Below are 25,530 nucleotides of genomic sequence, written 5' to 3' on the forward strand. Positions count from 1 at the left end.
CGGCAATTTGTTACTGGCCGGCGGCGTAGGCCAAGGTGCGCTTGCGGGCGGGCGTCATACCGGCTGTGACTTGCGGCAACGAGTGGACGGCGGCAGCGGCGGCGCTGCGGCGGCCGTTGAACCACCGGACGCCGGCGGCGGCGACGACCAGCAGCAGCGGCCACAGGCCGATGGCGTAGAGGACGATGGCGTCGATGATGAAGTTGGCCTCGAACATGGAAGCACTCCTGAGATTGGTGAAATGTGTTTGTTCCGTTGATATTTGGTGTTTCTCAACGGGAAGCTGATACAAGAACGGTACGGCGGGAGCGCAGCTCGACCCAGGTACCGCCGAGACAATCTTTTGCCGGTCTGGCTCAAATCGTTGTCCGTTAGGAACAAAGTGGAATCAATTTCCCGGGGCGGCCCGCAGCTGGGCCGCCGAGCCGACGATTGGTGGCGACGGTAGCTACCGAGCAGATAACGTTTGACGTGTCCGAACCCGACTGAGCGCAACGCGGCCTCGGCACCGATATCGCTGACCGCGCCGGCCGATCAGACTTCGATGCCGGCGGTCACTGCAGACCGGCGACGGATTTCCGGTGGTTCGGCGGTTCGGATCAGTGTGCATCGGCGTGGCGATCACCGCACGTAACCTTTCGCTTACCGCCTTGTGTGATTTGGTCCAGCGTATCTATGCCAGACGGAATATATTTCTATATAGCACCAGTGCATGATTGGATGCGAGTAGTGGAACAGGAAACCTTGTGAACGATGCTGATCGCCGGCTGGTGCCGCCGAGCCCAGGACCCGCTGCGGCCGGTCCGGCATCCGATCATGCGGTGTACGGGATCACGGTGGCCGCGGAACTGTCCGGCGCGCCAACACAATCACTCCGGCTGTGGGAACGCCACGGACTTCTCGCGCCGGCGCGCACCGACGGTGGTACCCGCCGCTACAGCGCTGACGACGTGGCCCGCATCGGGCGGATCGTCGCCCTGGTTGCCTCGGGGGTGAACATCGCCGGCATCAGCAGGATCCTCGAATTGGAGGACGACAACAGTGCGCTGCGCAAGGCCGCCGGCCGACGCGGCCGTTCGAAGTGACGGCAGCCCTGACGCCGACGAGGGCTCAGCGTGCGTCGGGGAGCGGCGAGAGGTCGCGGGTGGCGGGTCCCTCCAGAAGTCGCCCGTCGGCGCTGAACCGCGAACCGTGCAGCGGGCATTCCCAAGCCCGGTCGGCGTCGTTCCACCTCACCACGCCGCCCAAATGCGGGCAGACCGCCGACACCGTGCGTTTTTGCCCGTGGACCAGGCTGTCGGCCCGTAGCTGCCACGGCCATCCGCTGACCACCCCGGCGCCGTCGGAGAGCTTTTCCGGCGACTCGGTAACCGGCGCTATCCAGCCTTTGACGAGGTTGAGCCCGACCTCGAGATTCGTTCGCAGCGCGGCGGTCACCGCACGTAGTTCGTGTGGATTCCAACTGGCGAATGCATGAGCCCACTCGATGTGGCCACCGAGCAGTTGCGCGGACAGGAGCAATGCCGCCGCGACCCCATTGGTCAAGCCCCACTTGTCGAAACCCGTTGCCACCCGGATTTTTTCGTAGCCGGGAAGCAGTGGGCCGACATACGGCAACTCGTCGATGGGTGAATAGTCCTGGGCCGACCAGAAATGTGTCGGTGTCGACCCTGGATAGTGCAGTTCCGCCCACTTGGCAAGCTCGGCCACGTCATGTGCGGGGGCGTGGCCACGCCCCACCGGATGGCCGGCGCCACCGACGATGAGTTTCTCCCCGTCCGCGGACGGGGAGAAACGCACCGAACGGGTGGGCGTATCCACCGAGATGAACATGCCGCCCGTCGGCTCGCCCGCGACGTCGAATGCCAAGCAGTAGGAGCGTTTTGCCGTCAGTCGGGCGAAGAACCCGCCGCGGTCCAGGATCGGCGTTCCGGTCGCGAGAATGCATCGGTGCCCGGTGACCGACATGTGGGACCCCGCGAACTCAACCGTAGGGTGTGTCGCTTGCAGCGTGACGCGCAACAGTCCTTCATCGGCCACCGACACCGCTCGCACGCCTTGCAACAGTGTGCCGCCGTGGGCTTCGAATTCGACAGCCAGGCTGTTGAGTAGGGGCATCGGGTCGATCTGGGCTTGATCGGGTAACCGCACACCGCCGCGGAACGGAAACGGAACGTCGGCGGTGTCGATCCATTCCGACTGCGTCAACCCCGCCTCACGACAGGCGCTCAGGGTGTCGCGTGCCAGGGCGATACCGGAGAAAGTCTGCGCATAGGCGTGGTCGGGTTCGGACTGCCAGGGAATCCCGTGATTGTCACAATGGCGCACCAGCCAGTCACGTCCCTCGGCGTTGCCACGGACGTAGTCTCGCAACACATCAGCGCTGTGTTTGCCGGCGATGCGGGCGAGCTTGCTGCCCTGCAACACGCTCAGTTTGCCCGTCGTGTTGCCGGTCGTGCCCGCACCCACATGTCGCGCTTCGACAACCGTGACGTTCTTCCCCGCCCGGGCCAGCAGGACGGCGGTGGTCAGGCCGGTGATGCCGGCGCCTATCACCACGACGTCGGCGGGAGAAGCCAAGTCGGTCGACTCCGGCGACGGCGGCGAAGACGGCGACATCTCGCGGTCGGCCAACCACAATGAGGTGAGGTGACAGGGCTCTCGAGGTCCGGTCATCGTTACCGCTATCCGGCCATGAATTCGGCGTAGGCAGTGGCCAAGTCGGGTGACAAGACCGTCACGTTGCACCGCTGCTGAGTGTCGCCGATCGGCGCCAGAATTCCGCGCAGGTCCTGATACTGCTGTGGATGTGCCGTGAAGTACGCGCGGAGGTTGGCCGACGCCTGTGGCCGGGGTTGCGAATATGCCGCCACCACAACCTGATTGGCGTCGGGATGCGCTGTCAGATAGTTACTGGCCGCCCCGGTTGCCGAGCTGACGGTGTTCGCAACGGATTCGGGACCGCAATCAGTTTCCGCGGCGGCTGTTGTCGGCGTGGCCAGGCTGAGGCAGACCGGTACTGCGGCCAGTACCGGGATCAGGCCGGTGAATCGAATTGAAAACTTCATGGCGTGTCCTTTCGCTGTGCTTCGGTGTGCGATGGACGCGGATCACCTGACACGGGCCGCGCCCTCCAGGCACCGGTCGTCATATACCCGCAGTCCTGGCTCTCAACCCACCGGCTTTTGCTGTCTTTCCTCGGCGCTGCGGTTTGAACGCGCCGGACGGGGTATTCACTGATCGTCAGGTGGATCCCGAACTCGACGCCCGCTGGAGTGGCTCCGACACCGCCGTCACTGCTCTCCGGTTCCACAGATCCGGGCGTCTGCTCGGTCCGCACTGGCACCACCGCCGGGACGGTCCAGCCGCAAACGGGACCGTCCCGGCCACATGTCAGCTGTGGGGCATGGTGGCGTGCGGGCGGAATGGGCGAGTCGGTGGCTCATCTGGGCGGGGCGCGCGCATCCGAGTGGTGGGCTGCTCGGCGATATACCGCTGCGGTGGGCCGAGTTTGGGCGGCCGACTATCGCGCCGGGCCGACTCCCGTTCGACGAGCACACCACGGGCAATACGGTCCAGTGCACTCTGCACATGAATGCGCTCGGGCGCACCCTGGAATTCATCTGACTGCGTGAGGGTTTCGGTGATCCAGCTCGAGATGACATTGCGCGCTGAACCCACCTCGGCTGAGCCTGCGGGCGTCAGTGCGAATTCGGTTCCCGAGCGCGTCGCAAATCCGGTGCTGACCAGCCGGTCGAAGGTCGGTTCGAGGACCTGCCGTGGTACCCGCCGGTCGTCGGCGATGTCGAGCAGGTCTGCGGCACCGGTCACCGCCGCGTACCGGTAGATCAGCATCAGCGCCCACAACTGTGCGGTGCCCAGTCGGCTGTTCGAGGTGCGCGCTACCGCTTCGAGGTCAATGCCGTTGCTGTGCTGCAACAACCGGCCGACAGCGACTTCGAGGAGCTTCTCCGGCGACTCGGTGGTCGGCATGCCGAAACCCTCACCCATGTCGGTGCTGCCGCTCGCGGCGGCGTCACGCAGCGGCACCTGTTTGAGGAAGAGTGCGAGGACGAACCCGACGACCGCGACCGGCGCCGCCAACAGAAACACGTGACTCAGGGAATCGGCATATGCGTTGATGATCGGTGCGGCGGTCTCATGCGGGAGGCTGTGCAGCGCCTTCGGCGACGTCGCCGCATCGGGTGGTGCGCCGCTGGCCCGGATGGCCGACGGGATGCGGTCGCCCAGGAAATTCGCGAACATCGAGCCGAAAATCGCCGCGCCGAAGGAACTTCCGATGGTGCGGAAGAACGTCACACCCGAGGTGGCGACGCCCAGGTCGGAGAAGTCGACGGTGTTCTGCACCACCAGAATCAGCACCTGCATACTCAGCCCGATGCCGGTGCCGAGGATCAATAGGAACAGCGATTGGGTCAGCGTCGAGGTGTCGGCGTCCATCCGTGACAGGAGCACGAATCCCAGCGCCATGATGGCGGTGCCGGCGATCGGGAAGATTCGGTACTGGCCGGTGCGGCCGACGATTGCGCCACTGCTCAATGAGGTGACGAGAAGACCTGCCACCATCGGCAGGGTGCGCAGTCCCGACGCGGTGGCCGAGACGCCGTCGACGAACTGCATGTAGGTGGGCAGGAACGTGAGCGCACCGAGCATCGCGAACCCGACGACGAACGACAGCACACAGCACACCGTGAAGACGGGGTTGGCGAACAATCGGATGGGCAGAATCGGTTCGGGCGCACGGCGTTCCACCATGACGAAGCCGACGAGTGCCGCCACCGAGACGACGAACAACCCGATGATCACGGCTGAACCCCACGCGTAGGTGGTGCCACCCCAACTGGTTGCCAACGTGAGACCCGCAGCGCCGAGCCCGACCAGGACTATGCCCGCATAGTCGACGACCGGCCGGCCGGCGCGGGCCAACTCGGGAATGGCCGCTGCCGCGATCGCGATGACCACCACGGCCACCGGCACGTTGATCCAGAACGCCCAGCGCCAGCCCAGGTGGTCGGTGAACAACCCGCCGAGCAGCGGGCCGACGACAGTCGTGACGCCGAATACCGCGCCCAAAGCGCCTTGGTACTTGCCTCTTTCGCGTAGCGGGATGACCTCGCCGATCACCGCAACCGCCGTCACGGTGATCGCGCCACCGCCCAGGCCCTGCAGAGCGCGCGAGGCGACCAGCATCCCCATCGACTGCGCGAGACCGCACAGCACGGAGCCGGCCAGGAACAGCAGAATGGCGACCTGGAAGACCCGCTTGCGGCCGAAGGTGTCGCCGAGCTTGCCGACCACCGCAGTCACGATCGTCGACGCGAGCAGGTAACTCGTGACGACCCAGGACTGGTGGCCGGCACCGCCCAGGTCTGCGACGACGGTCGGCAGCGCCGTCGCCACGATGGTCTGGTCGAGTGCGGCCAGCAGCATGCCGAGAACGACAGCGAGGAATACGAAGTTGCGCTGCCGGATACTGGGCGTCGCTTCCGCCACGTCGGCGGGGCTGGGTGTGGTCATGGCTGTCATAACCCGGTTGACCCTAGGTCTGGGCGGGACTGCTCGCCAATGCCTCCGTGATTGCCTCGCAGAACGCCGGTAGATCGGAGGGCGAACGGCTGGTGATGAGATTGCCGTCGATACACACTGCTTCATCGACGACGGTGGCCCCGGCGTTACGAAGATCGGTGCGCACGCTGGGATAACTGGTCACCTTGCGGCCCCGGACGACGTCGGCTTCGATGAGGGTCCACGGACCGTGACAGATGGCGGCGACAGGCTTACCGGAGCGGACGAAGTCACCGACGAACGTCACCGCGGCGTGATCGAGCCGTAGTTTGTCGGGGTTCACCGTGCCGCCCGGCAGGATCAGCGCGTCGAACGCGTCGACCCTCACCTCCCCGACGGTCCGGTCCACCGCGATGCTGCCCGCTGGTTCGAGGTCGTGATTGCGGGCCTGGATTTCGCCGGACTTGACCGACAGCACTTCGACGGAGCCGCCGGCCTCCTCGACCGCGGCGCGCGGTTCGTCGAGCTCGACTCTCTCGACCCCGTCGGCAGCGAGGATGGCGACCCGGCGGCCTTCTAGTTCCTTGAGCACGTGGCTGTGCATACCCCTAGGTTCGTCGGCCGAAACGTTGCCGCGCGGGCCGTCAGCGCAGTTCTGCTATGACCTTCGCGAAGGCCTCCGAATGCTGTTGCTGGACAATGAAATAACTGACACCGTAGCGGTCGCGTAGCTCGCGGATCCGGGCCGCCATGTCGGTGATGCCGCCGCTGAGCACACCCGGCGTCGTCATCAGCTCGGCGTCGCTGAGGTCGGGCTGGAAGTGCCGGGTCATGGACAGGTTCGGGATTCCGGATCCGTCGGTCGGCACCGCGGTGATGGCCAGGTTCAGCTCGAGCTCGTCGAAGCGGGTGCCGGCGGCGTTGCGCACGAAGGAGATTCGCTCGGCGAGCGGATCGTGGTCGTCGGTGCGCGGCCCGCCTCCGGTCAGCCCGATGATCTGTGCCTGCTGGGCGGCGACGGTCAGCAGTTTGTCGCCGGCGCCGGCAATCATGACCGGTACGTCGGGCAGCTGGGTGCGCAGATACGAGGTGACGTGCGCGGTGTACTCCACTCGCCTTCCGGCGCTGGGAAAGGGCAGTTCCGCGGCGTCGAACTCTTCCTTGACGTAGCCGGCGCCCAGGCCGGTTTCGAATCGTCCTTCGGTCAGATCGCGCATGGCCGCGATATCGCGGGCCAGCAGCGCCGGCTTGTAGAAGCAGGCATTGAAGACGAAGGTGCCCAGATGCATGGTGGTGGTTGCCGCGGCGGCCGTCGCAAGCACCGGAAACGGGGCCGGAGCGCCCAGATGGTCGGGCACCAAGAGGACGTCATAACCGAGGTCTTCAGCGCGGCGCGCGGCGTCTTGCACTGCTGACCGGCCGTCGGTGTGTCGCAGGCCGACTCCGAAGCGGAAATCTCTCGTCATGTGTTCGACCTTACGGACACGCGGGGCACATCCGGAGACATCTTTCTCAACGGCGCGACCGTCGAACACAGCCACGGACTCGGCGCGATGCTGCCGTCGCACGTGGCGGTCCGCAGTGGCGAGATCGCGGCAGCGATCAGCCTGTGACGGTGAGGCAGATCAGTACCACGTTCAGCCCCGAAATCAGCACGGCCACAGCCCATCCCAATGCCGTCACGACGCGGTGGTTGACGTGCTCGCCCATCACGGCGCGGTTGCTGGTCAGCCGCACCAGCGGAATCAGTGCGAACGGGATGCCGAACGACAGCACCACCTGGGAGATGACCAACGCGCGCGTCGGGTCGAACCCGATGGCCAACACCACCAACGCCGGAATGACCGTGACGGCCCGGCGCAGCAGCAGGGGATAGGACCGGTTGAGCAGGCCCTGCATGATCATCGCGCCGGCGTACGCGCCGACCGACGAGGACGCCAGGCCCGAAGCCAGCAGGCCGATCGCGAAGCACAGTGCGATCGCCGGGCCCAGGGCATTGCCGACCGCGGCGTGTGCGCCCGCGATGGTGTCGGTGCCTGCGACGCCCTGCAGGTGGGTCGCGGCGACCAGCAGCATCGCCAGGTTCACCGCGCCCGCGACCACCATCGCGAGGCCGACGTCGAAGCGCGTGACGCGCAGCATGTGACGCAGCGGAGCGCCGGTCTCGGGCTTCCCGTGCCGGTCCCGGACCAGGCCCGAGTGTAGGTAGACGACGTGTGGCATGACGGTCGCGCCCAGGATCGCGGTGGCCAGCAGCAGGCTCTCTGGCCCGGCGAAGTGCGGCACCATGCCGCCGAGCACGTCGCCTGGCGGGGGCGGGTCGACGAGGAGGCCGGCGACGAAGCCGAGCGTGATGATCATCAGCAGCCCGGCGATGATCCGTTCGAAGGCGCGCTGGCCACCCCGGTTCTGCACCGACAGCAGACACATGGACACCACTCCGGTGATCACGCCGCCCAGCAGCATGGGCAGGCCGAACAACAGTTGCAGCGCGATGGCGCCGCCCACTACCTCGGCGAGATCGGTTGCCACCGCGACCATTTCGGCCTGGAACCAAAACGCGAGCCGGGTTGGTGTACGGCAGTTTTCGGCCACCAGCTCGGGGAGTGACCGGCCGGTCGTCAGACCGAGCTTGGCCGACAGGTACTGCACCAGGCCGGCCATCACGTTGGCCAGCAGGATCACCCACACCAGCAGGAAACCGAACTTCGCGCCCGCGCTGATGTTGGCCGCGACGTTGCCCGGATCCACATAGGCGATGGCCGCCACGAACGCCGGGCCCAGCAAGGACCACGTCGGACGCGATGAGGTGCGGCTCTCGGTCAGCACTGCGCTCGCCTTCCATCCGGGCATTCGAATAGAAAAGTTAGGGTAGCCGAAACCTGTCTGTTGGGGAAATAGGTCAGCCGGCGGCCCCGCGCCCGTCGGGCGGCGGCGGGATGTCGCGGATCTGATGCCGGCTGGTGACGCCCAGCTTCGGAAACGAGCGGTAGAGGTATCCGGACACGGTGCGGGTCGAAAGCTGAAGTCGGGCCGCGATCTGCGGGTTGGTCAAGCCACGTCCGGCGAGATAGACGACCTGATGCTCTTGGGGGCTCAATTGTTCTGTGGACGGCGTCCCCGACGCCGCCGTCGCGACGCCTGATGCGCGCAGTTCCCGGGCGCAGATGTCCAGCCACGGTGTGGCGCCCAGCGTCTCGAAGGTGGCCAGGGCGGCTGAGATGTGCCGGCGCGCTTCCTTGCGTCGCCGGCTTCGCCGAAGCCAGCCCGAGTAGCTGAGCCGCAACCGGGCGCGTTCGAATGGCCACTGCTCGCCGGCGGCGTCGGCGAGCGTGCGAGCCAGGATGTCGCCGGCCTCCCCGACGCTGAGCAGCGCCGCGGTGTGGTTCACCAGCTGGTCGACGCGGGCGGAGTGCGGCTGCGGTAGGTGCGTCAGTGCGGCGGTGAACATGCGCCGCGCGTCGTCGACCATGCCCGTCCGCAGAGCTGCCTCGGCGTAGTCGACGAGAGCGCGGTAGGACACGTGTTGGTGCAGAGGAATGCCGGAGTCGGTGAACAACTCGGACAGATGACCGTAGGCCCCGAGATCGTTGCCGGCCGCGAGGTTGATCAGCCCGAGGACGTGATGTGCCCGTGCCGCGTGCAACCGGTTGTCCTGGAAATCAACGACATTCAGGGCTGCGCCGATGTGGTCGCGAGCGGACGCGGTGTCGCCGCGGCAGGCGGCGACCGTGGCTCGGACCTGGTCCCCGGTCGCGATGATCAGTGGTTGATCGCTGACGGCGCCGAGGGTGTGCAGCTGGCTGGTGATTCTGAGCGCCTCGTCCCAGCGGCCGGAGTCGACACACGACCAGGCCAGGATCGCCGCCGTCAGCGCCTGTCCGTGCGTCGAATCATGTGGTGTCATCAAGGACTGCGCGACGCGCAGACTGCGGATGCTGAGCTCTGACGCGTCGGTCACGCCGGCGGCCAGGCCGATCAGACTCAACTCCAGGGCCCCGAGGCCGCCGGCCGGCGGGGCGGTGAACGCGGCCAAGTCGGCGCGCGCACGCGGAGAGTCGGTCACCGCTCGGATCCACAGCCGCGAGGTTGCCGAGCTGCCGGTCGGCACCGGCATCGCGTCGTCCAGCAGCTGCAGCGTTTGTGCCGTCCCCTGATACGCGGCTGGATCACCCGACAGGAAAGCTGCGGAGGCCGCCACGCGCAGCGGTTCCCACGCCAGCTCGGGTTCGACTCCGAGTGCTTCGACGGTCACTGCCAGGAGGGCCTGGGCCGCCGCCCGCCCGTCACTCCACATCGTGGCCATCCCGCGGGCGGTCAATGCCCGGATGCGGTCACGCGGACCGCCGGCGGTGGAGGACGCAGCATGCGCTCTGTGCCAGGCCTCGCGCTGGGGTGGCGTACTCAATGCGGACGTACTCACCGCGTCAGCCAGGATTCGGTGCGCATCCTGCCGAGTGGTCAGCGGCGCCCCGTAATAGGCCGCAGAGCGGATGAGGGGATTGATGGGGCTGATGCGTGCGGCCTCGATACGCACGATGCCCGCGGTCTCTGCCGGGGCCAGGACCGCCGGGTCGGCCAGCACTGCGGGCGGCAGCGTGCGTAGGTCGGCGGCGGACGCGGCCGCGATGACGACGAGCGCGGCGCGCGTGGCTGCGGGCAGGTGCGCGAGATGCTGTGCGTAGACCGCGTGGGCGCTGATCGGCAACGGCAACGGGTCCGGTGCACAACCCGCCGTGGGCGTCGCGCCGGTAGCCGTGCTGGAAAAGTGGATGATCGCGGCGGCATTGCCCGCGGACTGTTTGATGATCTGCTCACGGAGTAGTCCGCCCGGCGGTGTGGGCTGTGCCTCCAGCAGTGCGATCGACTGGTCGAGGTGCATTGGCGCCAGCGGAATTTCGAGAGCCGACCGGCCCGCCAGCCCCGTCGGGGCGACAGCGTCAGGCAGCGTCAGCGCCACGGTGATCGGCCGGCCCGCGCTCCGCCGGGCGGCGAACAACAGAACGCTGCGGGATTGCTCGTCGAGCCAGTGGGCGTCGTCGACCGTCACCAGCACCGGCTGCCGTCGCGGCACCGCGTCCAAGAGTTCGAGCAGTGCCGCGGCCAACCTGGCGGTGTGGATCTGATCGCCGAACAATGGTGTGCTGAAAAGGGTTTCGATGATGTTGGCGCGACCATACGGGTTGGCCTCGGCGTTGTTGAGCGCCCGCAGCAGCCGGTGCAGGCCGCCCAGCGGAGTGCCGGTCTCGCCGGGTAGTCCGGCGATGCCGAGAACGCGATGGCCCAGCGAGCGTCCTTGTCGCTCGGCCTCGGCGAGCAGAGACGTCTTGCCCGAGCCCAATGCCCCGGAGATGACGATCACCTGCCCATGGGGCGGTTTCGCGATGGCGTCCCGCAGTGCCGTGAGTTCGGCGTCGCGCCCGATGAGCTGCGTCGACGCGATGTTCACACGAACCATGAGACATCCGATCGGTCAACACGTCTAATGACAGATATTGATAAGTCCCATCTATGACGTAGATAATCTGCGGCGTGGAGCTACGGCAGGTCGAGCACTTTGTGGCGGTTGCCGTCGAACGCAGCTTCACCCGCGCGGCACGTCGCGTCCACGTGGTGCAGTCCGCCATCTCGACGTCGATCGCGAAGCTGGAGCGGGAGCTCGGTGTGCAGTTGTTCGACCGCTCCCGTCAGCAGATCGAGCTGACGGTCGCCGGCGAACGCTTCCTCGCTCAGGCGCACGAACTGCTGCGCGTTGCGGGGGCAGCCGCCGAATCGGTGGCATCCAGTCGCGGCCGGCTGATGGGTACCGTCGAGTTCGGATCATTGATCTCGTACGGCCCGATGAATGTCGCGCGAGTGCTCGGGGAGTTTCACCGGGAGCACCCCTTCGTGCGACTTCGCTTGCAGCTCAACCAAGCTGGCGCCTCGGCATATCTCTCGGCACTTGTCGATGGCTCGCTGGATCTGGCTCTGGTCTCGGTGCCCAACCGATTTCCGCCGCAACTCGACATGCGCTTGATGTTCGAGGAACCTATGTGCTTCGTGTGCCGCGACGACCATCCGATGGCGGCCGAGAAAGTGGTCAGTCTGATCGATCTGGCGGACGAGGACCTGATCGGGTTTCCGCCGGACTGGGGCTTTCGTTCCTTGATGGACAACGCATTTCTCGCGGCGGGCAGCCAGTCGCGGCCCGTCCATGTGATTCCGGCCGGCTTCTCAGTGGTCGGTGAACTGGTTCGTCAAGGGCTGGGAACCACCTTCATGCCTGCGTCGGAATGCGCGGAATTCGGTGATCTGCGCGCCATCGCATTGAGGCGAAGTGTCATGTGGCAGGTCTATCTGGCGTCGCAGCCGGTGGGCCGTCTGACGCCGGCCACCGCGTCGTTGGCGGACATGCTGATTCAGGCGGCGCCGGCCTAGCTCGCCGGTGAGTATCGGCTTGTGGTCGAGAACCCCCGAGATCCTCGACCACAAGCCAACATTCGTGGTCCTACTTGGCGTGAGTGCTCTTGCCGTCCTTTGCCTGGCCTGCACCGGTGGCCGCCTTGGCGGGCTTGGTGCTCGTCGTGCCGGGCTTGGTGGGCGTCGAGCCGGACTTGGTGTCGGGCTTGGCCGGCTTGGAGTCGGGCTTGGCATCGCCGCCCTTCATGCCGCCCTTGGCATCGCCACCCTTGGTGTGGTCAGCAGTCGTACCCTCGCCCTTGGAACCGGCCTGCCCGCTTCCCGTGTGCGCGGCGTCAGTGCTACCCGGGGCTGTGGGCTTGGTGGCGCCGGTGGTGCTGGTGGCCGTGTCCGTGCCGGCTTCTGTCGATGAATCGGGCTTTGTTGCAACGGGTTTCGTGGAAGTTTCCACCGGGCTCGTCGCATCCGTTTTGGTGGTATCCGTCTTCGTCGTGGTCTGGTCCACGGGCTTCGTGCCGTCCGTTGTCGCTTTCGCGGGCAGGGCTTTGACGACTGTCGAGGCCGGTACCGCGACGGTCGTCGCGTCGGTGGCCGGCACCGCGTTGGCCGCTACCGGCGCGGTGGCTGCGACTGCGGCCTTGGCCGTCGTGACCGGCGGCGGCTTGAGCGCGTCGGCGACGAGCTTCTGCAGCAGCTGCAGCGCGGCGACCGGACCTGGAAGGTTGACGGTGAAGCCCAGCGGGCCACCGCCGATGTTGATGCCGAAGGAGGTGAGCAGGCCGCCGGCATACAGCGGAACGCCCGGCAGACCGGTGTCGATCACGGTCGACAGGTCGGGGCCGTAACCACCGTTGAGGACCCCGTTCAGAATCGTCGCGGGAATCGAGACGAGCGCCGTGGCCACTTTGCCGAGGTCGCCGGTGCGCGTGGCATCGATGACGTCCTGCACCGCGGCGCCCATGGCGGCGGGCGCCTGGATCAGCGGGCCGAGCAGACCACCGACGATGACGAGGGCGTTCGACGGCTGCAGCCCGCCGAACCCCTGGTTGAGCGTGTTGAGGACATTGACGGCGTTCTGCAGCGGGTTGGCGGCGATGGCCCCCAGCGGACCGAGCTTGTCGATCGCGGTGACCAAACCTTGCAGCGGATAGGTGACGGCGTTGAGTGCGGGCGCCAGCAGATTGGTCAGCGGGATCAGCGCATTCAGCCCGACCAGCAGCAGCTGATTGGTCGCGTCTTCGACGTTGCCCTTCGCCAGATCGTTGACGGCAGCGGCCAGCAGCGGCGGCACCGCGGTGGTGAGGTTGGTCCCGATCTGGCCCAGCGTCGTGCCGACCGCGTTCAACAGCGGTGGGGCCGGCGCGAAGGGCACCGCCGGTTGTGGGCTGGGATCGACGGTGACCGAACCGGGCGACGACACCAGTTTCAGCAGGTCCTGCAGCGCGGCGAGCTGATTGTTCAGCGCTGCGGTCAGAATCGGGGTCGGTCCCTGGGTTTGTGCCGTGGTCACGATGGTCTGCAGGCTGGCGACGGTGTTGTTGAACGCCTGTGCGTATGCCTCGAAAGGATTGGCAGCCGCGGTCAAACGTACTGCGGCGCGCTCGATCTGAGCTTCCATATGGTGGATCTGGGTGCTGATGGTCGGTGCCATGACCGGGGCGACGGCGATAGCCGCGGCCCCGGCCAGGGACACGCCGACGGAAGCGAACGGTCGAGCGGCGGTGTGCATAACGGGCCCTTTCAAAGGCTCAGAATCGGACAGTCTGCGAACTGACTTTTGCGTAAGTTCGCCCTGATTCTGGCTCTGAGAGGTAGGTCATCCGCTAGCGACGAATGACTCTATTTTCGGCGTCGTCAGTTGGGGCGGTACAGGCCTTTCCCGGTGATGAGCGGCAGATCCAGCGTTGTGCGGATGCCCGGTTCGGCGGCCACGACCGCCGGGATGGCATTCACCACCCGTGCTGCTGTGGCAACGAGTCCGGCGTGGTTGTGGTCGCCTTTGCGACTGCTCAGGCACAGGTCAAGGGCGTACGACGGCTCGCCGGTCACCTCGATCCGGTACGAACCGCCCTCTTGCGCCGGCTGCGGCCAGTCGGGACACAGATCGTTGCGCAGGCGGGTGATGTGCTCCAGCACGACAGCCGGCCGACCGTCCTTCATGCCGCGCACTTCGAACCGCATGCCCGCCGTGGTGCCGGCCGGGATGTGACCTGACGCGATGTCGAATGCCTCGGGAGCCGGGATGCGGGTGTGGGTCTCGGTCACCTCGTCGAGTTCGATGCCGAGGCCGGCGGCCAGCTGACGCACCACAGAACCCCAGGCCAGGCTCAGCACGCCGGGCTGCAGCAGCATCGGCAGCTCGTCGATGGGCTTGCCGAAGCCCATCACGTCGAACATGACCGTGGCGCTGTCGTAGGTGGCGTAGTCGACGATCTCCATACAGCGGATCTGTTCGATGCTCTGGCAGGTGCCCGCAAGGGCAAGGGGGAGTAGGTCATTGGCGAAGCCGGGGTCGATGCCGTTGACGAACAGCGACGATCCGCCTTCTTTCGCCGCTTGCTCGAGCGGTGCGATCAATTCGGCCGGCAGGACCTGCCACGGATACTGCAGGAACACTGCCGCGCTGCCGACGACGTTGACTCCGGCGGCCAGAATGCGCCGATAGTCTTCCAGCGCTTCGGGCAGGCGGTTGTCGGCCATGGCGGTGTAGACGATGCAGTCCGGCTTGCCGGCGAGGATGGCATCGAGGTCGTCGGTGGCCGTGATCCCGGTTGAAACATCAAGTCCGGCAAGCTCTCCGGCGTCTTTGCCGGTCTTGGCGGCAGAGGACACCCAGACGCCGGTCAGTTCGTAGGCAGGGTCAGTGATGAGCTGAGTCAGGGCATGGCGGCCGACGTTTCCGGTGCCGACGGCGGCGACTTTGATGGGCATGTACACGTTCCTCACAGGTCCGGGATGGGCAGGTCGAGGTTGGGAAACGTGAGGCCGCCGTCGACCTCCAGCACCTTGCCGGTGACGTAGGCCCCGGCCGGTGAGGCCAGGTACAGCGCCGCGGCGGCGATGTCCTCCGGGTCGCCGAGGCGTCGCAGCGGGGTGGCCTTCTCCATGGGATCACGCAACGCCTCGTTGGAGGCGACGATGTCCAGCGCCGAGGTCAGGATCGAACCGGGCGCGATGCCGTTGACCCGGATCTTCGGGCACAGGTCCATCGCGGCCAGCCTCGTGTAGTGCGCCAGCGCGGCCTTGGCGGTGCCGTAGGCGGCGAAGCCACGGCCCGCCAGTCGGCCGACGGCCGAGGTGATGTTGATGACGCTGCCGCCGCCGGCATGCTCGAGCATCAGCGGCACGGCCGCCTGCGTGAGCGCATGCGCGGTGGCGACGTTGAACGTGAACGCGTCTTTCAGATCCTGCGTCGAGGTGTACATGAGCGGGGCGGGCATGGTGCCGCCGACGTTGTTCACGACGACATCTAGTCTGCCGAACACCTCGACCGCCGCTGCGGCGAGCTTGGCGGTCTCCTCTGGGTGGGCGAGGTCGGCGGCGATGACGTGAGCTCGCCGGCCGGCCTGCTCGACTTGCCTTGCCACGTCCTGCAACTGCGACTCGGTGCGGGAGGCAATCACCACGTCAGCACCCGCTTCGGCGAATGCGATGGCGATGGCGGCGCCGAGGCCGCGGCCCGCACCGGTTACTACGGCTACCTGGTTGTCGAGCCGGAATCTATCCAGAATCACGTGTGCCTCACTCGCCTCGTATTGGTTGTTGTTAGGCACGCTAGCAAGATCGAGGCGCTGCCGGAGCAGATTTCTAGAACACGTTCCAATTAGCCTTTGCGGGCCTTGACGCTGGCCTCCAACTTGGCCAGCAGATCGGAGACGTCCTCGGTCGCGTCCAGTTCGGTCGCCGCTTCCTCGGTGGAGAATGCCTCGCCGCCCGCGATCTTCGCCTCGATGAGCTCTTCCATTTGTTCGCGGTAGGTGTCGTGGAACTGCTCGGGGTGGAAGTCCTCGGTCATCGAGTCCACCACCTGACCGGCCATCTTCAACTCGGCCTTCTTGATCTCGACTTCCTTGTCCAGCACCGGGAAATCGGGGTCGCGAATCTCGTCGGGCCACAACAGCGTGTGCACGATCATCACGTTGCGCTTGCCGAAATCCTTCACCCGCAATGCCGCGAGCCGCGTCTTGTTGCGCAGCGAGAAGTGCACGATCGCCACCCGATCGGTCTGGGCCAGGGTTTGCGCGAGCAACACGTAGGACTTGGACGACTTCGAGTCCGGCTCCAGGAAGTAGCTCCGGTCGTACATCAGGGGATCGATCTGCTCCGCCGGAACGAACTCGACCACGTCGATCTCGCGGCTGCGCTCTTCAGGCAGGGTGGCGATGTCCTCGTCGGTGATGATGACGGTCTGCCCGTCCTCGGATTCGAACGCTTTCGCGATATCCCGAAACTCGACAACCTCGCCGCAGACCTCGCACACCCGCTTGTATCGGATGCGGCCATTGTCCTTGGCATGCACCTGATGAAACTTGATGTCGTGATCCTCAGTGGCGCTGTACACCTTCACTGGCACATTGACCAGCCCGAAGGCTACTGACCCCTTCCAGATGGACCGCATACCTCAGTATGGCCCATTATCGCGTTCGAGCTTGGATACTCGAGGTGTGGAGCAATTCGGACGGGTGCGGCTGACCAACCCGGACAAGGTGCTCTACCCGTCGACCGGCACGACCAAAGCCGACGTTTTCGACTACTACCTCGCTGTCGCCGATGCGATGTTGCCGCACATCGCGGGTCGTGCCGTCACCCGCAAACGGTGGCCCAATGGTGTTGCGCAGCAGGCGTTCTTCGAGAAGCAGCTGGCGTCCTCGGCGCCGGAGTGGCTGGAACGCGGCGCCATCACGCATCGCAGCGGGACCACCGTCTACCCGATCATCGACACTGCCGAAGGGCTGGCCTGGATCGCCCAGCAGGCGTCCTTGGAAGTGCATGTGCCGCAATGGCGCTTTGTCGGGGCGGGTGGGCGAAGCGGGGCGGGCGATGTCCTGGCCCCGGGACCCGCCACGCGCATCGTGTTCGACCTCGATCCCGGTGAGGGCATCACCATGGCCCAGCTGTGCGGGGTGGCCCGCGCGGTGCGTGAACTGGTCGCCGGCATGGATTTGGCGGCGTATCCGGTGACCAGCGGCAGCAAGGGTTTGCACCTCTATGTGCCACTGGCCTCGCCCGTCAGCTCGCGCGGTGCGTCGGCCGTCGCCAAACGTGTTGCCCAGCAACTCGAATCATCGATGGGTGAGCTGGTCACCGCGACCATGACCCGCAGCTTGCGGGCGGGCAAAGTGTTTTTGGACTGGAGCCAGAACTCCGCGGCCAAGACGACCGTGGCGCCGTATTCGTTGCGCGGCCGCGACGAGCCGACCGTCGCGGCGCCGCGCACCTGGGACGAACTCGACGATCCGGAGTTGCGGCAACTGCGGTTCGACGAGGTACTGGCCCGCTTGGCGCGCGACGGTGATCTGCTCGCCGGCATGGATGGCGATGCGCCGGTGGCCGATCGGCTCACCACCTACCGCAGCATGCGGGACCCGGGCCGGACACCGGAGCCCGTCCCCGCGGTCCAGCCCGCGGTGGGTCAGAACAATCGGTTCGTCATTCAAGAACATCATGCCCGCCGGCTGCATTACGACTTCCGGCTGGAACGCGACGGGGTGCTGGTCAGTTGGGCGGTGCCGAAAAACCTCCCGGACACCTCGACCGTCAACCACCTGGCGGTGCACACCGAAGACCATCCGCTGGAGTACGCCACCTTCGAAGGTGATATCCCCAAGGGTGAATACGGCGGTGGACACGTCTCGATCTGGGACTCGGGCACCTACGACACCGAGAAGTTCCGGGACTCAGGCGAAAACGGTGAGGTGATCGTCAACCTCCACGGCAGCCGGGTCTCCGGCCGGTACGTGCTCATCCAGACCGGCGGCAAGAACTGGCTGGTGCGCCGGATGAAAGAGCAGCAGCTGCAACCGATGCTGGCGACCCACGGATCGGTGAGCCGACTGTCTTCGGACCAGTGGGCCTTCGAAGGCAAGTGGGACGGCTACCGGCTTCTCGTAGACGCCGACCACGGCAGGATCCGGCTCACCTCGCGCAGCGGTCGCGACATCACGGGGGAATTCCCGCAATTGCAGTCGCTGGCAGCCGATCTCGCCGAGCACCACGTGATCCTGGACGGTGAGGTGGTGGCATTGCAGGATGGCGTACCGAGTTTTCAGGCCATGCAGAACCGCGGTCCCCGCAGTCACATCGAATTCTGGTGTTTCGACATCCTGTCCCTCGACGGACGTGACCTGACGCGCGCAAAGTACCGGGACCGACGAAAGCTGTTGGAAACGCTGGCCGCCGATGGCGCGTTGACGGTACCGCCGCTGTTGCCCGCTGACGATCCCCTGGAGGTGGCGAGTGGCCGCGGCTTTGAAGGAGTGGTCGCCAAGAAATGGGATTCCGGATACCGGCCGGGCCGGTCGGAGGCGTGGGTCAAGGACAAGTTGTGGCGCACACAGGAAGTGGTGGTCGGCGGCTGGCGCGCTGGGGAAGGTGGCCGCACCAGTGGCATCGGGGCGCTGCTGGTCGGGGTGCCCGACGAACACGGTCTGCGGTTCGCCGGGCGGGTCGGTACGGGGTTCACCGACAAGATGCTGGGCGACCTGCGGGCGTTGCTGGCACCGCTGGAAACCAGTGAATCACCTTTTACTGCACCGCTTTCCACGCTGGATGCCAAAGGTGTGACGTACGTACGGCCCGAGGTGGTGGGGGAGGTGCGTTACAGCGAGCGCACCTCGGATGGCCGGTTGCGGCAACCCAGCTGGCGTGGGCTGCGTCCGGACAAGACACCGGCGGAGGTCACATGGGAGTGAGTGCGAGGGCGACAGCCTCTTCCAGCCCGCGGGTCGCCAGCTGATCGGCCAGCTCGTTGTCGGCGACGCCGGCGTGTCCCTTCACCCAGAACCACTCGACCTCGTGCCGGGCGCAAGCGGCCTGCAACCGCTTCCAGAGGTCGACGTTCTTGACCGGTTGCTTCGCCGCCGTCATCCAGCCATTGCGTTCCCAGCCGTGCACCCATTTGGTGATGCCGTTGCGGACGTAGGTGCTGTCGGTGTGCAGGTGCACCACCACGGGCCGTGTCAACGCTTCGAGCGCCATGATGGGCGCCGTCAGCTCCATGCGGTTGTTGCTGGTCTCGCCGGGCTCGCCGCCGCACATTTCCCGCACGTGATGACGCATGCGCAGCACCGCGCCCCAGCCGCCGGGGCCGGGGTTGGGGCGGCAGCCGCCGTCGGTGTGGATGACCACGACGGCATCGGTGGCGGAGTCGCTCATGGGCTGAGAATAGGGGCCGAGATCATCGCCGTGCGGACCGACATCCCGAATTCTCGATGTCGCAGCGTGGTAATCCGGCGTCCGGGTTGCACCGCCGGCTTCACCGGTGCGGTGCGGTCGCCGAAGAACGCGGCGGTGGCGTCGATGTCGCGCGCAACGTATGTCAGGCCCCACAGCGTCGATGGGCCGTCGCCCTTGGTCTCGGGGGAGCCGACGACCTCGAGGATCACCTCGCCGAGGCGGAAGAAGATCTGCCGCATCGGCCGGCCGCCGAGTTGCCCGTCGCGTTCCCGGCGCGGGCGGACACCGACTGCCGCGAGCGCCGTGACGGTCCGATCCAGGTCAGGCGACAACAGGACGACATGGTCGACCGAGAGGGCGCCGTTCGCGTGCTCGGCTCCAGTGGAGGCAGGTGCGTCCGACCGGGTGGTGGGGATGCCGTCGAGGCGCTGGCCGGACGGCAAACCGCGCAGCGACCACCCGACGATGCCGGTGCCGTGGTCCCGTCCGACCAACCGGATCCGGACGCCACCGGTTCGGCACACGCCGTCGGGATCAACGGTGAACCCGGCGGCGGTCCAGGACTCTGCGGTGTCGGCGACCTCGAATTCGTCGACGCTGACTGTCATTGCCCCGCCTCGTCGACGCTGACCCGCAGCCGCGGTGGCTGGGTGTCCGGCGCTACTCGCTGCCACACCGCGTCGACCATGGGTGCCAAAAGTAGTTCGCCCATCTGCCTCGCCAAGACGGCGACGACCTGGATGTTCTCGCGGCGAGTGGTCGAGGCGCGCCCCGTCTTGCGGGCCGCCCGGACCTCGCGCTGCGTGAGGTCCACGATCACGTCGACCAAGTGGCTGTCGGCGACATTGGGCTGCAGGAGGGCCCGGCGCACGTAGTCGACCACCGCGGGATTGGCGCGCAGCATGTCCCGAACGGCGTCGTCGCGCACGGCCGTCGAGGCGTCTTCGGGCACCTCGGCCAGGGCGCCCGCGAAGTAGTCGACCACCAACTGGTCGACGGCGTTCCGCAGGCCGGCCTTGGTTTTGAAGTGGTGCTGCACCAGGCCCACCGCGACGCCGGCCTCGGAGGCGATGGCGCGCAGGGAGATTCGGTCTTCGCCGTGTGTGGCGTAGAGATCTAGGGCGGTATTGCGGATGCGCGCCTTGGCCGTCAGATCGTCGACGGTTGCCCGTGGATCAACCATCAGACCTCCCATCGACAACCAGTGCAATGTACTGTACACATGAACAGTGGCCTATACAGTTGTATAGCGCGGAAATCAGCGAGGTGGACCAATGTCAGTGCTCTTCCCGAACTACCGGGCCAGCTGGGAGACCGATCAGCACCGCGAGCTGCGTCAGCATGCCGCGTCGTTCCTGGCCAAGGAGGCCACGCCCAACCAGGAGCGGTGGGCCAAGAACCACCAGGTCGACCGCGAGTTCTGGAACAAGCTCGGCGACGCCGGCCTGCTCGGCCTGGACCTGCCGGAGGAATACGGCGGCGCGGGCGGCGACTTCGGCCTGTCCGCGATCGTGGCGGAAGAGTTTGCGCTGGCGCATGATTCGGCCTCGGGTTGGACCGTGCACTCGCCGATCGTGGCGCACTACATCAACACCTATGCCAATGCGGAGCAGAAGGCCCGCTGGATGCCCAAGATCATCAGCGGTGAGGCCGTGCTCGCCATCGCGATGACCGAACCCGGCACTGGGTCCGACCTGCAGGCAGTCCGCACCACCGCCGTCCGCGACGGCGACCACTACGTCATCAACGGGTCGAAGACGTTCATCTCCAACGGAACCCACTGCGACATGGTCGTCATCGTCGCGAAGACCGACCCCAGCAAGGGTGCGGCGGGCGTCTCGCTGATCGTGGCCGAGGTGAACGACCTGCCGGGCTTCGAGCGTGGTCGCGTCCTGGAGAAAGTGGGCCAACACGGCCAGGACACCCGCGAACTGTTCTTCACCGACATGCGGGTGCCGGTCGCCAACCTGCTCGGCGAGCAGGAGGGGCTGGGCTTCTACCAGCTCATGGAGCAACTGGCCCGCGAGCGGCTGATCATCGGTTCGGTGTGCGCCGGCATGGCCGAGGCCGCCGTGCTCGAGGCCATCAAGTACACCAAGCAGCGCGAGGCCTTCGGTAAGCCGCTGATCCAGTTCCAGCACAACCGATTCCAGCTCGCCGAGCTCAAAGCCGAGGTGCTGTCGATCAAGACCACGGTGGACTACTGCATCCAGGAACTGATCAACGGGAACAACGATCCGGCGACCGCGTCAATGGGCAAGCTGATCGCCGCCGACAAGGGCGTCGCCGTCGTCGACCGCTGCGTGCAGTTCTTCGGTGGGTACGGCTACATGCTGGAGTACCCCATCGGCCGGGCCTACGCCGCGGCGCGCGTCAACAAGATCTACGGCGGCACAAGCGAAATCATGAAAGAGATCATCAGCCGCTCGCTGTAACGATCTGCTCGCGTGGCCCGGCGATCCGTGGCAAGGTGGTGACATGAGCGGCTCGGGTGAGTACAGCAGCGACGATGACGATCAGCTGACTCAGGAAGACATGCTGGTGGACCGCGGCGTCGATGACCTGCTGGATGAGGGCTATGCGCCGCCGGATGCGTGGCGTGAGCCCCGCGATCACGAGACGCTCGATGAGCTCCTCGCCGAGGAAGAGCCAGACCCGGCGACGCAGCTGGACCCGGTGGCAGGTCCCGACGAGCAGTGGGGCGACGACGAGGTCGGTGACCGGCGATCCGGCCGGCTCGTGGCCGGCGAGCAGGCCGGTGAGCTGCTCGCCGGGGACGTCGGCATCGCTGGGAGTGCGGCCTCCGCCGAGGAGGCCGCAGTGCACATCATCGACGAGTAGTGTCGCCGGCCGGCGCGGAACGCTAGACCTTGGCGATGACGTTCTCCGCGAACATCTCCAGGTGCTTGATCTTCTCGTCGAGCGGCTGGGTGTCCTCGCCCATGATGTAGGGCACGCGGAAGCCGACGATGACGTCGGTGACGCCCTTGTCCTCGAGGCGCTTCACACCGTCGACGGTGAACCCGTCGATCGAGATGACGTGAATCTGGAACTCGTCGCAGAGGCCGATGCGCTCTTCGGATTCGCGGTACTGGGCGAGCTTCTTGAGCAGTGGGTCGAGCTCGGCCGGGTCGCCGCCACCGTGCATCCAGCCGTCATTGCGGGCGGCGCGCTTGAGTGCGGCGTCGGCGTGGCCGCCGACCAGGATCGGCACCGGCTTGGTCGGCGCCGGCGTCATCTTGGTCTTGGGGATGTCGTAGAACTCGCCGTGGTACTCGAAGTAGTCACCCGAGGTCAGGCCACGGACGACGTCGATGCACTCGTCCATGCGCTTGCCTCGGCGGGCGAACGGTACGCCCATGACGTCGTAATCCTCGGGCCAGGGGCTGGTGCCGACGCCGAGGCCCAGGCGGTTGTCGAACATCGCGGCCAGCGATCCGGCCTGCTTGGCCACCAGGGCCGGCGGCCGGATGGGCAGCTTCAGCACGAAGATGTTGAAGTGCAGCTTGGTCGTGACGGCCGACAGGGCACCGATCAGCGAGAACGATTCGATGAAAGACTTGCCGTCCAAAAACTCGCGGCTGCCGTCCGCGGTGTAAGGGTACTTCGAGTCTGAGACTGCCGGGTACGCGATGCTGTCCGGAATGGTCATCGCGTGGTATCCGGCCTCGTCAGCGGCTTTCGCCAACGGGATGTAGTACTTCGGATCGGTCATGGCTTCCGCATAGGTGAACCGCATGGCGACCATAGTAGAACGTGTTCTAGTTTTGTGTCTCGCGAAACGCAGATCTGTTCGGCATCATGAGCTGGTGCGACCCCGACGCGTCGGTCCGCTCCGCAGGCCATGGCTGACCCGCAACGTCCGGGTCCTCTCCGCGGTGTCCTTTCTGCAGGACGCCGCGAGTGAACTGCTCTATCCCTTGCTGCCGATCTACCTGACGACGGTCCTCGGGGCGCCGGCTTCGGTTGTGGGCATCGTCGAAGGTGCGGCCGAAGGTGCCGCGTCGCTGACCAAACTGGCGTCGGGTCCGCTCGGTGACCGCTTTGCCCGGCAACCCATGATCGCCACCGGTTACGGTCTGGCGGCGCTCGGCAAGGTCATGGTCGCGGCATTCGGAGCCTGGCAGGGGGTGCTCGCCGGACGCGTGGTGGACCGGCTGGGTAAGGGTTTGCGCGGAGCGCCCCGCGATGCACTGCTGGTCGCCGGTATCGATGACGCCGCACGGGGCCGGGTGTTCGGATTCCACCGGACCATGGACACGTTGGGCGCCGTCGTCGGTCCGTTACTCGGCCTCGCCGGCTACGAACTGCTGGACCATCAGATCCCGCCCTTGCTGTGGGTGGCAGTCGTGCCTGCCGTGCTCAGCGTGGCACTGGTGTACCTCGTACGGGAACCCCGACGGGCAATCGCGGCCAGCCGGACACGACTGTTCGGGCGGGTGCGCGAGCTGCCGCAGCGTTACTGGCGGGTCGCGGGGCTGTTGGTGATCTTCGGCTTGGTGAATTTTCCTGATGCGCTGCTGTTGTTGCGGCTCAACGAGATCGGCTTCTCCGTCGTCGAGGTCATTTTGGCGTACGTCACCTACAACGCGGTGTATGCCCTGTCGAGTTATCCGGCCGGGCACTTATCCGACCGGATGCCGCGCGCTGCCGTGTTCGGCATCGGTCTGGCATTCTTCGCGGTGGGTTACCTCGGTCTGGGGCTGACCGAGAACACCGTCGCGGCATGGCTTTTGATCGGCATCTACGGATTGTTCACGGGATGCACGGACGGAGTTGGCAAGGCGTGGGTGTCTTCGCTGGTCGGCGCCGACGTGCAGGCCAGTGCCCAAGGTGTGTTTCAGGGCGCCAGCGGTTTTGCCGTCCTCATCGCCGGGTTGTGGGCCGGTCTGGCGTGGGGCGCCGACGGCACGGTGCCACTGCTGATCTCGGGCGGTGTCGGTGCGGTGTTCGCGGTGGGGCTGCTGGCGGCAGGTTACGTGAGTGGGAAAGGGGGAAAACCGGCGCCGCTGACGGCATAGCCGCCCTGCTGGCTGCGCTCGGTGACCCGCGCTGTCGCGGAGCGTTCGCCGACCGCTACGGTGACGGGGCCGCGGGGCAGTTCATCGAGGGACTCGAAAACCGTTCCACGCCAGTGATACTGGCCGTCGATCGGGTCGAGGTGTCCGGCCAGCCGGACGCGGACCTCGCGGCCGTCGATGGTGGCCGGCCCGTCGTACAGGTCTTCGGGATCCGCGACATCCGCGCGGGCCGCCGGAATGATTCGGCCGCCGGGCAGAAATCCGGTGCGTCGCCACAACCGGCGCGCGATCGGGCCGAGGAGCCCAACTTCCTCCAGGAATGAGGCCAGTGGGGCGAAGCCCGCGATCTGCGTCTCGATCCGGTGCGGAGACGTCCGCGCCATCCGCCGCGCGGCCCGCGCGTCCAGGCCGACGCGGCGGTACTGGACCTTGTTGGTGAACAGGAATCGGAAGAACAAGCCGCCGAGGCCGTTGAGATTGCCCACCCAGAAGCGCTTCGGCCACGACATCTCCGGCGCGCGCTTGCGCAGCCCGTCGCGGGCGAATTGGATGTGGCGAGCCTCTTCGGTGACGTGAATCCGCATGAGCCGCTGCACCATTGGCTGCAGCTCCGGGTCGTCCATCATCTGCCGCTGCAGCGAATCGAAGATTTCCTCGCCGATCAGAGCGGCGACCCAGAGCACCGAGCCCTGGAAGGCGAACGGCAGCATGTTGATGATCGTGCGCTGGTACCACTTCGGCCGCACCGGGTCGGCGCCGACCTTCTCGATGGCCTTGCCGAACATCACCATATGGCGGGTCTCGTCGCCGAGTTCGGTCAGCTCGTAGTGAGTGGCGCTCGCGGTCGGGTCCTGATGCATCGCTTTGCGCAGCAGGGCCTGGTTGAGGATGTTCTCGAACCAGATGCCCGCCGACAGGGTGTTCACCAGCTCCTGGCGCGACAGCTCGATCTGCTCGGCCCGGCTCATCGAGTCCCAGAGCGGCGTGCCGTACAGCGACACCACTTTCGGCGGCAGGAAGTATTTGTCGGGGTCGACCGGCGCATCCCAGTCGATGTCGACGATCGGCGCATAAGACTTACGTACCGAGCCTTTGAGCAGGCGCTCGGCGAATTCCGCGCGCGTGGTCTGGCCCTTGAACGAAGCTGTCATCGTTGACATCCCCTCCGAAAGTGTCCGTACTCCGA

General features: G+C 66.3%; 24 protein-coding genes. 7 read left to right on the forward strand and 17 right to left on the reverse strand.

The window, feature by feature from the left end; translation table 11 throughout:
• Positions 1–10 precede the first annotated feature (10 nt).
• Positions 11–217, reverse strand: a complete 207-nt coding sequence (locus tag AC3WTE_RS04140) for a hypothetical protein (RefSeq protein WP_492435877.1) — start codon at positions 215–217, stop codon at positions 11–13.
• Between the two features lie 604 nt (positions 218–821).
• Between AC3WTE_RS04140 and AC3WTE_RS04145 the strand changes: the two genes are divergently transcribed.
• On the forward strand, positions 822–1,085 hold the full coding sequence (locus AC3WTE_RS04145; RefSeq protein WP_492436278.1) for a MerR family transcriptional regulator: 264 nt from the start codon (positions 822–824) through the stop codon (positions 1,083–1,085).
• Between the two features lie 25 nt (positions 1,086–1,110).
• Here AC3WTE_RS04145 and AC3WTE_RS04150 read toward each other — a convergent pair whose 3' ends face one another.
• From AC3WTE_RS04150 to AC3WTE_RS04170, 5 genes are all read right to left on the reverse strand, one after another.
• Positions 1,111–2,676 (reverse strand): FAD-dependent oxidoreductase, encoded by a 1,566-nt coding sequence (locus tag AC3WTE_RS04150; RefSeq protein ID WP_492435879.1) that lies wholly within the window; start codon positions 2,674–2,676, stop codon positions 1,111–1,113.
• An 8-nt stretch (positions 2,677–2,684) separates the two neighbouring features.
• On the reverse strand, positions 2,685–3,068 hold the full coding sequence (locus AC3WTE_RS04155) for a heme-binding protein (protein ID WP_492435880.1): 384 nt from the start codon (positions 3,066–3,068) through the stop codon (positions 2,685–2,687).
• 325 nt (positions 3,069–3,393) lie between these two features.
• Positions 3,394–5,538: an MDR family MFS transporter gene (locus AC3WTE_RS04160; RefSeq protein WP_492435882.1), complete on the reverse strand. Its 2,145-nt coding sequence runs from the start codon at positions 5,536–5,538 to the stop codon at positions 3,394–3,396.
• 22 nt (positions 5,539–5,560) lie between these two features.
• Positions 5,561–6,118 (reverse strand): type 1 glutamine amidotransferase domain-containing protein, encoded by a 558-nt coding sequence (locus AC3WTE_RS04165; RefSeq protein WP_492436280.1) that lies wholly within the window; start codon positions 6,116–6,118, stop codon positions 5,561–5,563.
• Positions 6,119–6,170: 52 nt separating this feature from the next.
• On the reverse strand, positions 6,171–6,992 hold the full coding sequence (locus tag AC3WTE_RS04170; RefSeq protein WP_492435883.1) for a TIGR03621 family F420-dependent LLM class oxidoreductase: 822 nt from the start codon (positions 6,990–6,992) through the stop codon (positions 6,171–6,173).
• On the opposite strand from AC3WTE_RS04170, the gene AC3WTE_RS04175 reads away from it, so the two are divergent.
• Positions 6,993–7,139, forward strand: a complete 147-nt coding sequence (locus tag AC3WTE_RS04175; protein ID WP_492435884.1) for a hypothetical protein — start codon at positions 6,993–6,995, stop codon at positions 7,137–7,139.
• On the opposite strand, the gene AC3WTE_RS04180 is transcribed toward AC3WTE_RS04175, so the two are convergent.
• Both AC3WTE_RS04180 and AC3WTE_RS04185 read right to left on the reverse strand, forming a co-directional pair.
• Positions 7,129–8,379 carry an Nramp family divalent metal transporter gene (locus AC3WTE_RS04180; RefSeq protein ID WP_492435885.1) on the reverse strand — a complete coding sequence of 417 codons (1,251 nt, stop codon included), beginning with the start codon at positions 8,377–8,379 and terminating at the stop codon, positions 7,129–7,131. The genes AC3WTE_RS04175 and AC3WTE_RS04180 overlap by 11 nt on opposite strands.
• Positions 8,380–8,428: 49 nt before the next feature.
• Positions 8,429–10,984, reverse strand: coding sequence for an AAA family ATPase (locus tag AC3WTE_RS04185; RefSeq protein WP_492435887.1), 2,556 nt, complete (start codon positions 10,982–10,984; stop codon positions 8,429–8,431).
• Between the two features lie 74 nt (positions 10,985–11,058).
• On the opposite strand from AC3WTE_RS04185, the gene AC3WTE_RS04190 reads away from it, so the two are divergent.
• The gene (locus tag AC3WTE_RS04190) at positions 11,059–11,946 is read left to right on the forward strand and encodes a LysR family transcriptional regulator (RefSeq protein WP_492435888.1); all 888 of its coding nucleotides are present in this window, start codon (positions 11,059–11,061) and stop codon (positions 11,944–11,946) included.
• A 70-nt stretch (positions 11,947–12,016) separates the two neighbouring features.
• Here AC3WTE_RS04190 and AC3WTE_RS04195 read toward each other — a convergent pair whose 3' ends face one another.
• From AC3WTE_RS04195 to ku, 4 genes are all read right to left on the reverse strand, one after another.
• Positions 12,017–13,657: a hypothetical protein gene (locus AC3WTE_RS04195; protein WP_492435889.1), complete on the reverse strand. Its 1,641-nt coding sequence runs from the start codon at positions 13,655–13,657 to the stop codon at positions 12,017–12,019.
• Positions 13,658–13,782: 125 nt separating this feature from the next.
• Entirely contained in the window at positions 13,783–14,859 is a 1,077-nt protein-coding gene (locus AC3WTE_RS04200) for an NAD(P)H-dependent amine dehydrogenase family protein (protein WP_492435891.1), read from the reverse strand.
• Positions 14,860–14,870: 11 nt separating this feature from the next.
• Positions 14,871–15,662 (reverse strand): SDR family oxidoreductase, encoded by a 792-nt coding sequence (locus tag AC3WTE_RS04205; RefSeq protein ID WP_492436281.1) that lies wholly within the window; start codon positions 15,660–15,662, stop codon positions 14,871–14,873.
• A gap of 89 nt (positions 15,663–15,751) precedes the next feature.
• The gene (gene ku / locus AC3WTE_RS04210; protein ID WP_492435893.1) at positions 15,752–16,546 is read right to left on the reverse strand and encodes a non-homologous end joining protein Ku; all 795 of its coding nucleotides are present in this window, start codon (positions 16,544–16,546) and stop codon (positions 15,752–15,754) included.
• Here ku and AC3WTE_RS04215 point away from each other — a divergent pair.
• A complete protein-coding gene (locus tag AC3WTE_RS04215; RefSeq protein ID WP_492435895.1) occupies positions 16,536–18,839 on the forward strand; it encodes an ATP-dependent DNA ligase in 2,304 nt (767 codons plus the stop codon). The genes ku and AC3WTE_RS04215 overlap by 11 nt on opposite strands.
• On the opposite strand, the gene rnhA is transcribed toward AC3WTE_RS04215, so the two are convergent.
• From rnhA to AC3WTE_RS04230, 3 genes are read right to left on the reverse strand one after another with little or no spacing between them, the layout of a single operon-like run.
• Complete coding sequence (rnhA, locus tag AC3WTE_RS04220; RefSeq protein WP_459368337.1) at positions 18,826–19,302, reverse strand: ribonuclease HI; 477 nt, start codon at positions 19,300–19,302, stop codon at positions 18,826–18,828. The genes AC3WTE_RS04215 and rnhA overlap by 14 nt on opposite strands.
• Entirely contained in the window at positions 19,299–19,931 is a 633-nt protein-coding gene (locus tag AC3WTE_RS04225; RefSeq protein ID WP_492435897.1) for a glyoxalase, read from the reverse strand. The genes rnhA and AC3WTE_RS04225 overlap by 4 nt, the downstream gene beginning before the upstream one ends.
• Positions 19,928–20,506, reverse strand: coding sequence for a TetR/AcrR family transcriptional regulator (locus AC3WTE_RS04230; RefSeq protein ID WP_492435899.1), 579 nt, complete (start codon positions 20,504–20,506; stop codon positions 19,928–19,930). The genes AC3WTE_RS04225 and AC3WTE_RS04230 overlap by 4 nt, the downstream gene beginning before the upstream one ends.
• A gap of 91 nt (positions 20,507–20,597) precedes the next feature.
• Between AC3WTE_RS04230 and AC3WTE_RS04235 the strand changes: the two genes are divergently transcribed.
• Positions 20,598–21,758, forward strand: coding sequence for an acyl-CoA dehydrogenase family protein (locus tag AC3WTE_RS04235; protein ID WP_492435901.1), 1,161 nt, complete (start codon positions 20,598–20,600; stop codon positions 21,756–21,758).
• Positions 21,759–21,801: 43 nt separating this feature from the next.
• Positions 21,802–22,164 (forward strand): DUF5709 domain-containing protein, encoded by a 363-nt coding sequence (locus AC3WTE_RS04240; protein ID WP_492435903.1) that lies wholly within the window; start codon positions 21,802–21,804, stop codon positions 22,162–22,164.
• A gap of 22 nt (positions 22,165–22,186) precedes the next feature.
• Here the strand turns inward: AC3WTE_RS04240 and AC3WTE_RS04245 are convergent, their stop codons facing one another.
• On the reverse strand, positions 22,187–23,062 hold the full coding sequence (locus AC3WTE_RS04245; RefSeq protein ID WP_459368342.1) for an LLM class flavin-dependent oxidoreductase: 876 nt from the start codon (positions 23,060–23,062) through the stop codon (positions 22,187–22,189).
• A 70-nt stretch (positions 23,063–23,132) separates the two neighbouring features.
• On the opposite strand from AC3WTE_RS04245, the gene AC3WTE_RS04250 reads away from it, so the two are divergent.
• Positions 23,133–24,344 carry an MFS transporter gene (locus AC3WTE_RS04250; protein WP_492435904.1) on the forward strand — a complete coding sequence of 404 codons (1,212 nt, stop codon included), beginning with the start codon at positions 23,133–23,135 and terminating at the stop codon, positions 24,342–24,344.
• On the opposite strand, the gene AC3WTE_RS04255 is transcribed toward AC3WTE_RS04250, so the two are convergent.
• The gene (locus AC3WTE_RS04255; RefSeq protein WP_492435905.1) at positions 24,299–25,495 is read right to left on the reverse strand and encodes a diiron oxygenase; all 1,197 of its coding nucleotides are present in this window, start codon (positions 25,493–25,495) and stop codon (positions 24,299–24,301) included. The two genes, AC3WTE_RS04250 and AC3WTE_RS04255, sit on opposite strands and share 46 nt — an antisense overlap.
• Positions 25,496–25,530: the final 35 nt, after the last annotated feature.

The organism is Mycobacterium sp. FW102-FHT13B02, from assembly GCF_058790275.1.

Bases quoted from the DNA above. Each gene is read 5' to 3' on its own strand.
- AC3WTE_RS04140 (WP_492435877.1), bottom strand. From the start codon at position 217: ATGTTCGAGGCCAACTTCATCATCGACGCCATCGTCCTCTACGCCATC.
- AC3WTE_RS04170 (WP_492435883.1), bottom strand. From the start codon at position 6,992: ATGACGAGAGATTTCCGCTTCGGAGTCGGCCTGCGACACACCGACGGC.
- AC3WTE_RS04155 (WP_492435880.1), bottom strand. From the start codon at position 3,068: ATGAAGTTTTCAATTCGATTCACCGGCCTGATCCCGGTACTGGCCGCA.
- AC3WTE_RS04160 (WP_492435882.1), bottom strand. From the start codon at position 5,538: ATGACCACACCCAGCCCCGCCGACGTGGCGGAAGCGACGCCCAGTATC.
- AC3WTE_RS04230 (WP_492435899.1), bottom strand. From the start codon at position 20,506: ATGGTTGATCCACGGGCAACCGTCGACGATCTGACGGCCAAGGCGCGC.
- AC3WTE_RS04195 (WP_492435889.1), bottom strand. From the start codon at position 13,657: ATGCACACCGCCGCTCGACCGTTCGCTTCCGTCGGCGTGTCCCTGGCC.
- AC3WTE_RS04185 (WP_492435887.1), bottom strand. From the start codon at position 10,984: ATGGTTCGTGTGAACATCGCGTCGACGCAGCTCATCGGGCGCGACGCC.
- AC3WTE_RS04200 (WP_492435891.1), bottom strand. From the start codon at position 14,859: ATGCCCATCAAAGTCGCCGCCGTCGGCACCGGAAACGTCGGCCGCCAT.
- AC3WTE_RS04235 (WP_492435901.1), top strand. From the start codon at position 20,598: ATGTCAGTGCTCTTCCCGAACTACCGGGCCAGCTGGGAGACCGATCAG.
- AC3WTE_RS04225 (WP_492435897.1), bottom strand. From the start codon at position 19,931: ATGACAGTCAGCGTCGACGAATTCGAGGTCGCCGACACCGCAGAGTCC.
- rnhA (WP_459368337.1), bottom strand. From the start codon at position 19,302: ATGAGCGACTCCGCCACCGATGCCGTCGTGGTCATCCACACCGACGGC.
- AC3WTE_RS04240 (WP_492435903.1), top strand. From the start codon at position 21,802: ATGAGCGGCTCGGGTGAGTACAGCAGCGACGATGACGATCAGCTGACT.
- AC3WTE_RS04150 (WP_492435879.1), bottom strand. From the start codon at position 2,676: ATGACCGGACCTCGAGAGCCCTGTCACCTCACCTCATTGTGGTTGGCC.
- AC3WTE_RS04215 (WP_492435895.1), top strand. From the start codon at position 16,536: ATGGACCGCATACCTCAGTATGGCCCATTATCGCGTTCGAGCTTGGAT.
- AC3WTE_RS04255 (WP_492435905.1), bottom strand. From the start codon at position 25,495: ATGACAGCTTCGTTCAAGGGCCAGACCACGCGCGCGGAATTCGCCGAG.
- ku (WP_492435893.1), bottom strand. From the start codon at position 16,546: ATGCGGTCCATCTGGAAGGGGTCAGTAGCCTTCGGGCTGGTCAATGTG.
- AC3WTE_RS04245 (WP_459368342.1), bottom strand. From the start codon at position 23,062: ATGCGGTTCACCTATGCGGAAGCCATGACCGATCCGAAGTACTACATC.
- AC3WTE_RS04180 (WP_492435885.1), bottom strand. From the start codon at position 8,379: ATGCCCGGATGGAAGGCGAGCGCAGTGCTGACCGAGAGCCGCACCTCA.